The organism is Mesorhizobium comanense (assembly GCF_005503535.1).
Lineage (GTDB): Bacteria > Pseudomonadota > Alphaproteobacteria > Rhizobiales > Rhizobiaceae > Mesorhizobium > Mesorhizobium comanense.
Genome location: NZ_SCNN01000004.1, coordinates 1 through 12,318, shown reverse-complemented (window position 1 = coordinate 12,318; position 12,318 = coordinate 1). Strand labels below are relative to the sequence as shown.

General features: G+C 63.8%; 9 protein-coding genes. 8 read left to right on the top strand and 1 reads right to left on the bottom strand.

Features of this window, described 5'->3' with window-relative positions:
* Window positions 1-5 precede the first annotated feature (5 nt).
* From prfA to FFS37_RS08765, 7 genes are all read left to right on the top strand, one after another.
* Window positions 6-1,085 carry a peptide chain release factor 1 gene (gene prfA, locus FFS37_RS08795; protein WP_137930560.1) on the top strand — a complete coding sequence of 360 codons (1,080 nt, stop codon included), beginning with the start codon at window positions 6-8 and terminating at the stop codon, window positions 1,083-1,085.
* Window positions 1,078-1,953 (top strand): peptide chain release factor N(5)-glutamine methyltransferase, encoded by an 876-nt coding sequence (gene prmC / locus FFS37_RS08790; protein ID WP_137930559.1) that lies wholly within the window; start codon window positions 1,078-1,080, stop codon window positions 1,951-1,953. Before prfA ends, prmC begins: the two co-directional genes overlap by 8 nt.
* Before the next feature lie 303 nt (window positions 1,954-2,256).
* The gene (locus FFS37_RS08785; RefSeq protein WP_137930558.1) at window positions 2,257-3,174 is read left to right on the top strand and encodes a DUF4167 domain-containing protein; all 918 of its coding nucleotides are present in this window, start codon (window positions 2,257-2,259) and stop codon (window positions 3,172-3,174) included.
* A 221-nt stretch (window positions 3,175-3,395) separates the two neighbouring features.
* Window positions 3,396-6,002, top strand: coding sequence for an ATP-dependent chaperone ClpB (clpB, locus tag FFS37_RS08780; protein WP_137930557.1), 2,607 nt, complete (start codon window positions 3,396-3,398; stop codon window positions 6,000-6,002).
* Window positions 6,003-6,060: 58 nt separating this feature from the next.
* Window positions 6,061-6,426, top strand: coding sequence for an MmcQ/YjbR family DNA-binding protein (locus FFS37_RS08775; RefSeq protein ID WP_137930556.1), 366 nt, complete (start codon window positions 6,061-6,063; stop codon window positions 6,424-6,426).
* A gap of 151 nt (window positions 6,427-6,577) precedes the next feature.
* Window positions 6,578-8,092 carry a L,D-transpeptidase family protein gene (locus FFS37_RS08770; protein WP_137930555.1) on the top strand — a complete coding sequence of 505 codons (1,515 nt, stop codon included), beginning with the start codon at window positions 6,578-6,580 and terminating at the stop codon, window positions 8,090-8,092.
* 179 nt (window positions 8,093-8,271) lie between these two features.
* Window positions 8,272-9,825, top strand: a complete 1,554-nt coding sequence (locus tag FFS37_RS08765) for an MFS transporter (protein WP_137930554.1) — start codon at window positions 8,272-8,274, stop codon at window positions 9,823-9,825.
* A 17-nt stretch (window positions 9,826-9,842) separates the two neighbouring features.
* On the opposite strand, the gene FFS37_RS08760 is transcribed toward FFS37_RS08765, so the two are convergent.
* Window positions 9,843-11,813, bottom strand: coding sequence for a M23 family metallopeptidase (locus FFS37_RS08760; protein WP_171026216.1), 1,971 nt, complete (start codon window positions 11,811-11,813; stop codon window positions 9,843-9,845).
* Window positions 11,814-12,015: 202 nt separating this feature from the next.
* Here FFS37_RS08760 and FFS37_RS36010 point away from each other — a divergent pair.
* A partial coding sequence (locus FFS37_RS36010) for a hypothetical protein (protein WP_232375605.1) occupies window positions 12,016-12,318 on the top strand: 303 nt, incomplete at its 3' end.

Here is a 12,318-nt window from a genome sequence, read left to right as displayed (position 1 = left end):
TTGCCATGATCAACCTTCCCCGCGACCGTATGGATCAAGTCGTCAAGCGTTTCGAGATGCTCGAAGCGCAGATGGCGGCCGGACCGGCGCCGGACGCCTATGTGAAAATGGCGTCCGAATATGCCGAGCTGCAGGACATGGTGGCCAAAGTCCGGGAGTTGCGCTCCGCCGAACAGGAGCAAGCCGACCTCGAGGCAATGCTTGCCGACAAGGGCACCGACGCGGAGATGCGCGGGCTCGCCGAGGCGGATCTGCCAGGCGTGGAGGAACGCATCGAGGCGCTGCAGAAGGACATCCAGATACTGCTCCTGCCCAGGGATGCCGCGGACGACAAGAACGCCATCCTCGAAATTCGTGCCGGCACCGGCGGCGACGAGGCGGCGCTTTTCGCCGGAGACCTGTTTCGCATGTATGAGCGCTACGCCGCCGAACGCGGCTGGCGGTTCGAAACGGTCTCGGCCAGCGACGGCGATGCCGGCGGGTTCAAGGAAATCATCGCGACCGTGTCCGGCAAGGGCGTGTTCGCGCATCTGAAGTTCGAATCAGGCGTGCATCGGGTGCAGCGCGTGCCGGCGACCGAGGCGAGCGGACGCATTCACACCTCGGCCGCCACCGTTGCCGTGCTGCCGGAGGCCGAGGAAGTCGATATCGACATCCGCGCCGAGGACATCCGCATCGACACGATGCGCGCTTCGGGTTCGGGCGGCCAGCACGTCAACACCACCGATTCGGCCGTCCGCATCACCCATCTGCCGACCGGCATCATGGTGGTCCAGGCCGAGAAGTCGCAGCACCAGAACCGCGCCAAGGCCATGCAGATCCTGCGCGCCAGGCTTTACGACCTCGAGCGCAGCAAGGCGGATGAGGAGCGCTCCGAATCGCGCAAATCGCAGGTCGGTTCCGGTGACCGCTCCGAGCGCATCCGCACCTACAATTTCCCGCAAGGGCGCGTCACCGACCACCGCATCAACCTGACGCTCTACAAGCTCGACCGGGTGATGATGGGCGAGCTCGACGAAGTGGTCGACGCACTGATCGCCGACCACCAGTCGAAGCTGCTCGCCGATATCGGCCTCGATGGCTGACCTGCCAGAGGTGCTGGGGCCGCTGCTACGGGAGGCGCGGGCCCGGCTCGCGGCCGCATCCGTCGACGATCCCGCGCTCGATGCGCGGCTGATCGTCGAACATTTTTCCGGCACCAGCCGCACGCAGGCCATAGCCGACCCTCAGCGCGGGATCGGCCGGGACGCCGTCGCCGCGATCGACGCGGCGCTGAGGCGGCGCGCCGGCGGCGAACCTGTGCATCGCATCCTCGGCTATCGCGAGTTCTATGGCCTGCGCCTGTCGCTGTCGCCGGAAACGCTCGAGCCGAGGCCCGATACAGAGACGCTGGTCGAGGCGATCCTGCCCTTCGTCAGGGCGGTCGCGGCAAGGGAGGGGCAATGCCGTATTCTCGACCTCGGCACTGGCACGGGCGCCATCGCACTGGCGCTGCTGAGCGCCGAGCCTGCCGCGACTGCCATTGGTGTCGATATTGCCGAGGGCGCGTTGGCGACGGCGACCGGCAATGCCGGGCGAATAGGTCTTGCCGATCGCTTTGCGGCGCTACAGTCCGACTGGTTTTCGAAAGTTTCCGGCCTGTACCATGTAATTGCCGCAAACCCTCCCTATATACCTTCCAGAGACATCGAAAATCTGCAGGACGAGGTCTGCGATTTCGATCCGCACAGCGCCCTTGATGGCGGCGCGGATGGTCTGGACCCCTACAGGACAATCGCCGCCGAAGCGGCCGGGTTTTTGAAACCCGAAGGCAGGATTGCAGTCGAGATCGGTCACACGCAACGCGTCGAGGTCACGGATATATTCAGGCTGGCCGGTTATGCACTGGCGGGTGCTTTCCGCGATCTCGGTGAAAACGACAGGGTTCTTGTCTTTCAACGGGGAAAGCCTTGACGCAGTGCGAAAAAACCGCTTGGCAATACCGGGGAATGCGGCTAGGGTCGCCTTAACCGGATGAGACGAAGCAGGCAGTGCTCTTAGCGATTCGGTTTTCCTTGGAAATAGCTGCCTTCTTGCGCAAACGACGCCCATGCTTCGTGCGGGAATCGTCCGGCAAGTGATGTAACCGGAACAGGATGGCACGTGGCGCCAACGCAATCGATGCGGGCGAACGCCGGTGAAGAAACGAAACGGCTGGCTGCATGAGCGCCACCGTGCGTGAAGAGTTTTTCGAAAATTCACTATGAAGAGAGTCGAATGAGGCCACAACAGCAGAACAGGCGCATGCGCGGTCGCAACAACAATGGCGGCGGCGGTGGCAACAACAATAACAACAACAACCGCAAGGGACCAAATCCCCTCACGCGCAACTACGAGAGCAACGGCCCGGACGTGAAGATCCGTGGATCGGCTCAGCAGATCGCCGAGAAATATGCTACCCTTGCCCGTGACGCGCAAAGCTCCGGCGACCGGGTTATGGCTGAAAACTATCTCCAGCACGCCGAACACTACAACCGCATCATTGCCGCCGCGCAGGCGCAGATGCCGATCCAGAACGTCCAGCAGAACCGCGACGAGTTCGACGAGGACGGCGATGAGGATCGCGACGAGTTCGACAATGCCGGAAATTCCGGCAACGCCGTCTCCGACACGCAGTTTCCTGCAAGCAGCCACGGTGCAGGCCCGCAGCCGGTTATCGAAGGCATGCCGGCCGAGGTCGCGCTGAACCGCGATGGCCGCGACAACAATGGCGGGCGTAACAATGGCGGCCGCGACAACAATGGCGGACGCCATCGCGATCGTCGCCCCAATGGCGGCTATGGCCAGAATGGCCAGCGCGATCATGCCTCGCCGGCCGAGCAAGGCGGCCAGCAGCAACGCAATGAAGCTCCGGTGCAAGCAGAACAGCCTGTCGCCGCGCAGGCCGAGACCGTTGCGGTCGCCGAGCCGGCGCCGTTGTTCGGTGATTTTTCGCCGGCAGGTCTGGCCGCCCAGGCTCAACTCAATGAGGCCGCCGCCGAGGGCGGTGCCGCCCGTCGCCCGCGCCGTCCGCGCCGTCCGCGCGCCAGTGCCGACCAGATTGACGGCGGCAGCGACAATTCCGATGCCGGCGAGGCGACCGCAGCCCCGGCCGAAGGCGGCGGCGAGCCCGTGATCGCCGACATCGACAACTGATCGGTCACTTCTTTCAAGACGTTGAACGGCGGGGAAAAATCTCCGCCGTTTTCGTTTTCATGGCTGTGGAATATTATGCGCTTGCCGATAGCGAGACGTCTTGAGGGGCAGGGGTCCATGCACCATATCTGGGCTGAACAGGATCCGGCTCGCATGAGCGGGTCCGTCACCGCAATCTGATCCGGTGCCGCAAAGCGGGCCGGTGATGGAAGGAGACAGATATGAACCTTGAGAAATACTCCGAGCGCGTGCGCGGCTTCATCCAGTCCGCGCAGACCATGGCGCTCTCGCGCAACCACCAGCAATTCACTCCCGAACACATCCTGAAAGTACTCGTCGACGATGACGAGGGCCTTGCCGCGTCGCTGATCGAACGCGCCGGCGGCAATGTGCGTGACGTCAAGCTTGGTGTCGAAGCGGCACTTGAGGCCATGCCCAAGGTGGAAGGCGGCAACGGCCAGCTTTACCTGGCGCAGCCGCTTGCCAAGGTGTTTTCGACCGCCGAGGACCTGGCCAAGAAGGCCGGTGACAGTTTCGTCACCGTCGAGCGCCTGCTGCAGGCGCTTGCCATGGAGAAGTCGGCCAAGACGGCCGAAATCCTGGCCAAGGCGGGTGTCACCGCGCAGGCGCTCAACCAGGTCATCAACGATGTCCGCAAGGGCCGCACCGCCGATTCGGCGAGCGCCGAGCAGGGCTATGACGCGTTGAAGAAATATGCGCGCGACCTGACCGCCGACGCGCGCGCCGGCAAGCTCGATCCTGTCATCGGCCGCGACGACGAGATCCGCCGCACCATCCAGGTGCTGTCACGCCGCACCAAGAACAATCCGGTGCTGATCGGCGAGCCGGGCGTCGGCAAGACCGCCATCGCCGAGGGCCTGGCGCTGCGCATCGTCAATGGCGATGTGCCGGAATCGCTGAAGGACAAGCAGTTGATGGCGCTCGACATGGGCGCGCTGATTGCCGGTGCCAAGTATCGCGGCGAGTTCGAGGAGCGGCTGAAGGCCGTGCTGTCGGAGGTCACGTCGGCCAATGGCAGCATCATCCTGTTCATCGACGAGATGCACACGCTGGTCGGTGCCGGCAAGGCGGACGGCGCGATGGACGCGTCCAACCTGTTGAAGCCGGCCCTGGCGCGCGGCGAATTGCACTGCGTCGGCGCGACCACGCTTGATGAATACCGCAAGCATGTCGAGAAAGATCCGGCCCTTGCCCGCCGTTTCCAACCTGTCTTCGTCGAGGAGCCGACGGTCGAGGATACGGTGTCGATCCTGCGCGGCCTGAAAGAGAAGTACGAGCAGCACCACAAGGTGCGCATTTCGGATTCGGCGCTGGTGGCGGCCGCGACGCTTTCCAACCGCTACATCGCCGACCGGTTCCTGCCGGACAAGGCGATCGACCTGGTGGACGAGGCCGCCTCGCGGCTCCGGATGCAGGTCGATTCCAAGCCCGAGGCTCTCGACGAGATCGACCGCCGCATCATGCAGCTCAAGATCGAGCGCGAGGCGCTGAAGGTCGAGACCGACGACGCCTCGAAGGACAGGCTTGCCCGCCTTGAAAAGGAGCTCGTCGGGCTCGAGGAAGAATCAGCCGAGATCACCGCCAAATGGCAGGCCGAGAAGCAGAAGCTCGGGCTGGCCGCCGATCTCAAGAAGCAGCTAGACGAAGCGCGCAACGAACTTGCCATTGCCCAGCGCAAGGGTGAATTCCAGCGCGCCGGCGAGCTGGCCTATGGCAAGATACCGGAGCTGGAGAAGAAGCTTCGGGAAGCCGAAGCCCAGGACGGCAAGGCAGGCATGGTCGACGAAGTGGTCACGCCCGATCACGTCGCCCATATCGTCTCGCGCTGGACCGGCATCCCGGTCGACAAGATGCTGCAGGGCGAACGTGACAAGCTGTTGCGCATGGAAGACGAGATCGGCAAACGCGTCGTCGGCCAGGGCGAGGCAGTGCAGGCGGTTTCGAAAGCCGTTCGGCGCGCCCGCGCCGGCCTGCAGGATCCGAACCGGCCGATCGGCTCGTTCATCTTCCTGGGACCTACGGGTGTCGGCAAGACGGAGCTCACCAAGGCGCTCGCCAGCTTCTTGTTCGACGACGACAGCGCCATGGTGCGCATCGATATGTCGGAGTTCATGGAAAAGCACTCCGTCTCCCGGCTGATCGGCGCGCCTCCCGGCTATGTCGGCTATGAGGAAGGCGGCGCGCTGACCGAAGCGGTGCGGCGCCGGCCCTATCAGGTCGTGCTGTTCGACGAGATCGAGAAGGCGCATCCCGATGTCTTCAACGTGCTGTTGCAGGTGCTGGATGATGGCCGGCTCACCGACGGACAGGGTCGCACGGTCGACTTCCGCAACACGCTGATCATCATGACGTCCAATCTCGGCGCCGAATATCTGGTCAATCTCGGCGAGGACCAGGACGTCGACGCCGTGCGGGACGAGGTGATGGGCGTGGTCAGGGCATCGTTCCGGCCGGAGTTCCTCAACCGGGTCGACGAGGTCATCCTGTTCCACCGGCTGCGCCGCAAGGATATGGACCGCATCGTCGAGATCCAGCTCAAGCGGCTGGAAAGCCTGCTTGTCGACCGCAAGATCGCCCTGTCGCTGGACAAGGAGGCGATCGAATGGCTGGCGGCCAAGGGCTACGACCCTGCCTATGGAGCGCGGCCGCTGAAGCGGGTGATGCAGAAGGAACTGCAGGATCCGCTGGCGGAAAAGATCCTGCTCGGCGACATCCTCGACGGCTCGACCGTGAAGGTCACCGCCGGCTCCGACCGGTTGAACTTCCGCTCCAAGCCGACGGTCGTGGCGGCCGAAGCGGCGGCCTGATTCACGACGCCGCGCGTCCGGACCGGACGCGCGGCGTTTCCCATCCAGAGGCGGGGCGATGACGCTGGACGATTACAACGGTTTCTGCGCCTCGCTGCCTTCCACGACCCATGTCGTGCAGTGGGGAGGGGCCCATGTCTGGAAGGTCGGCACCAAGGTGTTCGCGATCGGCGGCTGGGATCAGGGCCAACGGCTTTTCGTGACCTTCAAATGTTCCGACATCGCCTACGATGTGCTGAAGGAGCAGCCCGGCTTGCGGCCGGCGCCCTACCTCGCCTCGCGCGGCATGAAGTGGATCCAGCGTCAGACAAGCCAGAGCATGGATGATGGCGCACTGGAAGACTATCTGCGCGAGAGCCATCGCCTTGTCGCCCTGAAGCTGACCAAGCGGGAGCGCAAGGTGTTGGGACTTGCCGCAGGCTAGCTAATATTCGCAGAGGCGCCGGAAAACCGCCATCTTCATGCCCGGTTCATGTTGGAACCATAGTGTGGGGCAAGTGGTTTGCTGGCGAAGGGGTTCGCCGAATCGCACAATGCCGGGCGGCGGCACATACGGACCGGAGAGTTTGGCCACCATGCTGCGCACTATCTTCACCCTTTCGGCGCTTGCCGCGGGACTGGTGTTTTCCAGCGCTTTCGCAGCGCCGACACAGGACGGTGAGACGCGTACCGTCCGCGCGGCCGGGAGCGGCGGCATTCTGCTCGCGCAGGACGGCAACCTCGATGTCTACTATGATGCGCGCGGCAACCGCGTCATTGTCGACGCCGACACCGGCAAGGTTATCGCCATCCAGCCACCGCAGACCCGATTCGACCGGCGTACGCTGCGCCGCGACATGCGGCTGCGCGAGCTGGGCCGGGCACCGGCGGACGACGACGGCTATTATCTCGACGATCCTCAAGACATGCCGCGCCGCAGGCAGGATGGAGACAGGATGCTCGGGCCAGCGCCCGATCAGGGCGATCCCTATGGCGACAACTCCGTGGAGGCCTATCCCCGTGCACCGCAGGATGACGGCACTTACGACAACACGTATCCCGACGCGCCGCAGCCGGCGAAGCCGCGCACCATCAAGCGCCAGCCACTGAACGAAGCCTCGATCGATCCGGCCCAACCGACCACGCCTCCCGCCCTGCAGACGCCTCCGTCGGACCAAACGGCGTTGCCACCCAAATCCGGTGGTCAGACCACGGTCGATCCCTCGCTTTCGCTCGGCGCGCGCCAGGATGTCGCCGCGTTGCAGGTTCTGCTCGATCGCGGCGGCGCATCGCCCGGCGTCATCGACGGGCGCTTCGGCTCCAATGTCGACAAGGCGCTTGCCGCCTACAACGAAATCAACGGCAGCAATCTCAAATCGACGGATTCTGTCGGCATCCAGGCGGCGCTCTCGCAATCGGGCGGCGACCCCTTTGCCAATTACACGATCACGGCCGAGGACGTCGCCGGTCCTTATGTCGCGTCGATCCCGGAAGACTACAGCCAGAAGGCGCAGCTCAACTGCATGTGCTACACCTCCGTCACCGAGGCGCTGGCGGAGCGCTTCCACATGGACGAGAATTATCTGAAGTCGCTCAACAAGGGCCTCGACTTCAACAGTCCCGGCACGGTCATCAAGGTCGCCAATTTCGGCAAGCTGGTGTCGACGCCGGTCGCGCGCATCGTCGCCGACAAGACCAAGAAGGAAGTGTACGCCTACGATGCCGGCGGCAAGCTGGTCGCGGCCTATCCCGCGACCATCGGTTCGGCTGACACGCCGTCGCCCACCGGCATCCACGCCGTTTCGCGCATCGCGCTCGACCCGAACTATACCTACAACCCCAACATCAATTTCAAGCAGGGCCAGAACGACAAGATCCTGACCATCCCGCCAGGCCCCAACGGGCCGGTCGGCTCGGTTTGGATCGCGCTGGACAAGCCGACCTACGGTATCCACGGCACGCCGGATCCCTCGAAGATCGGCAAGACCGAAAGCCATGGCTGCGTGCGACTGACCAACTGGGATGCGCGCGAACTCGCCAAGCTTGTATCGCCAGGCGTTACCGTGGAATTCATCGGCGGGCCTTCAGCCGACAACGTTGCGCAGCAGTAAGCCGCGCAGTGCGGCTGCTTGGATCAACCGCACGACCAGCCGGCAGTCCGCCGGAAACCCGGCATGACTGCCGCTGCTTGCCTCCGGACCGTTTCGTCTCCTGCCCGTCCGGCTGGATTCAATGACCGCCGGCTGCTGGCCGGTTGTTGCCCGGGCAATGGCGGTCTAAGCCAAGGCCCATGCATTCACCAAATGAAGTTGCTGCAACACCGCTGACCGGATCGATCACGAACGGCACGTTCTGCCCGCAATCCCAGCGGCATTACGTGTTGATCGCGGCTATCCTGGCCTCGGCACTTGGTTTCATCGACGGTTCCATCCTGGCCATCGCCATGCCGGCAATCCGCGTCGATCTCGGCGCCAGCCTTGCCGAGGCGCAATGGATTTCCAACGCTTATGCATTGACGCTTTCGGCGCTGATCCTTGCCGGCGGCGCCGCGGGTGACCGGTTCGGGTTGCGACGCGCCTTCGTGGCGGGCATCGCGGTCTTCGTTGTCACCTCGCTTGCCTGTGCGATCGCACCGAACGCCGTCGTGCTGATCGCATTCCGCGCTCTCCAGGGCATCGGTGCCGCGATCATGGTGCCTGGCAGTCTCGCCATCATCGCCAAGGCCTATCCGAAGAAGGAACGCGGCCGCGCGATCGGTATCTGGGCGGCGGCTTCCGCACTGACCACGGCACTCGGCCCGGTGCTCGGCGGCCTTGTGCTGTCAGCGTTCGGGGACGGCATCTGGCGCGCGATCTTCGCCGTCAACCTGCCGCTCGGCCTGATCTCGATCTACCTGCTGCTGGTCAAGGTGCCTGCCGATGCGCCGACGGAGAAGCGCAGCCTGGACCTCGGCGGCGGCGCGCTGGCGACACTGGCCTTCGGCGCGCTTGCCTATGGGCTGACCTCGATGAGCGCCAGCGGTGGGAACCGGATGGCGGTCCCGAGCATTGCCGCCGGCGCCGTTCTGCTTGTCGTCTTCATCCTGTTCGAGTTGCGCCGGCGCGAGCCGATGATCGATCTCAGCCTGTTTCGCATCGGCGCTTTCGCCGGGGCCAATGTCGCGACTTTTTTCCTGTATTTCGCGCTGTCGGCCAACCTTTTCTATCTGCCCATGCTGCTGATCGCAGGCTGGGGGCTGAGCTCGGCCGAGGTCGGGTTCATCTTCCTGCCGCTTTCGGCATCGATCGCGTTGCTGTCGGGGCCGGTCGGGCTGTGGTCGGACAGGATCGGTCCGCGTTTCCCGATAGCCTGCGGCAGCCTTGTCGTTGCCTGCGCCTTTGCCGGACTGGCAATGCTCAGCCATGCCCGTATCCATCATTTCTGGACCGGCACATTTCCACTGATGGCACTGATGGGGCTTGGCATGGCGCAGGTCGTGTCGCCGCTGTCGACGGCGATCATGACAGCCGTGGAGGACAAGGACACCGGTGCCGCCTCCGGTATCAACAATGCCGTCTCCCGCATCGGGGGGCTTATCGCGGTGGCGGCGATGGGATCTCTGGCCGCCTGGGTTTATGCCCACGCATTGGATGGTAGCGCTGCGCCCGGCGTGCCCGGCTTTGGCGAACCGGCGCCAGCCGGACTTGCGCCGGCACTTGATGCCGCAAGGCTGGCGGCCAGCGACGCCGCCTTTTCAGCTGTCTCCGCCGTGACGGCGCTGCTGTGCCTGCTTGCTTCCGGCGTCGCATGGGTGACCATCCCGGGCGAACGACTGCCTTGGGCGCGGCGAACTGGAAGTTCGTAACGATCAAGGTTTGAAGATCAGCCGTCGATCTTGGCGCTGGCGACCTTCAGCGAATTGCCGTCTTCCTGCTTCAGCAGGTCGTCGATGCGCTCGCGTTCTCGCTTGAAAGCAACGAGGTCGTCACCCTTCAGCACCTTGCCCACAGGCAGGCGCACGCGCATCGAATCGACCTTGGTGCCGTTGACGATCAGCTCGTAGTGGAGGTGAGGACCAGTGGAGAGACCGGTCTGGCCAAGATAGCCAATGACCTGGCCCTGGCGAACATGAACGCCCGCCGCGATGCCTTTGGCAAAGGCGCTCTGGTGATTGTAAGAGGTCTCATAGCCATTGGCATGGCGAAGGATGATCTGCTTGCCATAGCCGCCGGCCCAACCGGCTTTCTCGACGACGCCGTTGCCGGCAGCGATGATCGGTGATCCGATCGGGGCGGCCCAATCGGTGCCTGTGTGCATGCGGACATAGCCTAGGATAGGATGCTTGCGCGCGCCAAATCCGGAGGTGAATCTCCCGTTGGGCAGTGGGTTGCGCAGCAGAAACTGCTCGGCGCTCGATCCGTCCTCATCGAAATAGTCGGTGCTGCCGTCCTGCATCTGGAAGCGGTAGAAGTTGCGTGTCGTGCCGCCGAACGTTGCCGAGACGTAGAGAAGCTCGGAATTGTCTGACGTCTGGTCGTCGCTGTCGGGCTGCGAGAACAGCACTTCGAGGCGATCCGACGGATTGAGTCGCGACTGGAAGTCGACACCAGACGCCAGCAGCTTGATCAGCCGCTGGGTCATGGCCTTCGACATGCCGTAGGAATAGGCTGTGCGGTAGATGCCGTCATAGACGTTGGGCAGGTTGCCACGCACCACCACGGGTGCCGACGAATCATCGAAAGCCGTCAGCAGTTCGGGATTTGGATCCGGTTCCTGCGCGGGTACATACTGGCCGCGGTCATCGAGCGCGATGGTGACGATGTGCGTGGTCTTGTCGTAGACGCTGGTGCGCACGACCTTGGCGGCATCGCCGTGAACCTCGAGGCCGACGCGCAGCACGGTTCCGGCCTTGAGCGTGGTCGCGTTGAGAAGCTTGCCGATGGCCTCGGCCATGCCCGTGGCGTCGTCACCGGTATAACCCGAATCGGCAAAGGCCTCGGTGAGGTCGGTGTCCTTGGTGAAGGGAATGATTTCCTCGGCGAAAGCCGGCGCCTGGTCGTCGGTGGCGGCACGTGGCGACACCGAGACGTTTTCCGGCACGATCTTCACGTCATAGGAGCCGGCCATGCTCTCCGCGAAGGCTTCGCCGAATCGCTGCGGGTCGACATAGTGGAGCGAAGCGACCTGCACGGCCCCGTCGCTGAGGTCGGTGCCGGCTTCGCGCACCACCTTTTCCACCTCGTCGGCGGACAGGTCGCTCTTTTCGTCGAAGGAGGCCGTCTCGATCGGGAAATCGACGGTCTTCAGGCTCATCTCGCTTTCGACCTTGGCGCCATAGATCTGGCCGGAGGCGGCGGAGGCCGTCGCCGGTTGCGCGGCATTGTCGTCGCTGTCGTTGCCAAACACCTGCAGCGGGTCGAAAGGAGGGTAGGGGCGGTTGGTGGTGTGGCCCGCGGCGAGCGCCATCTTTATCTGCACGAAGGGCATGGTGTGGATGACGTCGCGGTCGCCGACCTTGGTGACCATCGAAACTTCCATGCGGCGCCGATCCTTGGCCTTGGCGATCTGGCGCGGCGCCACCAGCCTTGTCGTCTTGGCCACCTCGCCGGAATCGCCATTGCTGGCAAGGCCGATCAATTCGGCGATCTCCGGCGGCGTCGCCAGTTGCTGGCGTCCGTCGAGGGCGGCAAACAGCGCCACACCCATGAGCACGCTCGACGTCACGCCTGTAAGGAATGTTCCCGACAGCCAGCGCGCGGAAACCTCACGCCGGTCGGGCGGGCCGCTGCGGCCGTCCGCGATAAGCGGCGGCTCGTTGCCGAGTTCGGCTATGACATCTTCCGTGTCTGGCATCCAGAAAGGCTGCTTCTTCCCCGGGCGGAACGGCTTGTCGCTTTTGTTGTGGCCATGACATTTGCCTGTCACGGCTGGTGAAGTCAACGAAGCCTCGGGCCCGGTCGACTTCGTCTGGCGTCCTTGTCTCAACAGAGCTTTCGGCGGGGAAGGCGGCGTGCCTTCTTTATAAGGCCTTCCGCCTGCTCCTTTGGGAAGCTCTTTGAAGGAGGCATTGCACGGATGTGCACGCTCTCTTTCGTCGGCCTTGGTGTCGAACCGCAATGCGGCGGCAATAGGGCTCCTTCGGGGCAGTTTTCCCTGGCTGTCCCCGGTTCCCCTGGGGCAGTCGGCTGCCGACAAGGCGTGCCCGAAATTTCTGTCGCAAAAAGTTCAAAAACTTTGCGATGGTGTGTTGACAGTTTTGGTTGGTGGCGACTATATACGCCTCACGAACGAGGGCGGTGCGCCGCTGGCGACGAAGAAGTTCGCTTCTAAGAGTGCCCTCGACGAAATTCAAGAGAGC

Excerpts from the sequence above, each read along its gene's own strand:
- FFS37_RS08760 (WP_171026216.1), bottom strand. The coding sequence starts at position 11,813 with ATGCCAGACACGGAAGATGTCATAGCCGAACTCGGCAACGAGCCGCCG.
- FFS37_RS08785 (WP_137930558.1), top strand. The coding sequence starts at position 2,257 with ATGAGGCCACAACAGCAGAACAGGCGCATGCGCGGTCGCAACAACAAT.
- clpB (WP_137930557.1), top strand. The coding sequence starts at position 3,396 with ATGAACCTTGAGAAATACTCCGAGCGCGTGCGCGGCTTCATCCAGTCC.
- FFS37_RS08775 (WP_137930556.1), top strand. The coding sequence starts at position 6,061 with ATGACGCTGGACGATTACAACGGTTTCTGCGCCTCGCTGCCTTCCACG.
- FFS37_RS08770 (WP_137930555.1), top strand. The coding sequence starts at position 6,578 with ATGCTGCGCACTATCTTCACCCTTTCGGCGCTTGCCGCGGGACTGGTG.
- prfA (WP_137930560.1), top strand. The coding sequence starts at position 6 with ATGATCAACCTTCCCCGCGACCGTATGGATCAAGTCGTCAAGCGTTTC.
- prmC (WP_137930559.1), top strand. The coding sequence starts at position 1,078 with ATGGCTGACCTGCCAGAGGTGCTGGGGCCGCTGCTACGGGAGGCGCGG.
- FFS37_RS08765 (WP_137930554.1), top strand. The coding sequence starts at position 8,272 with ATGCATTCACCAAATGAAGTTGCTGCAACACCGCTGACCGGATCGATC.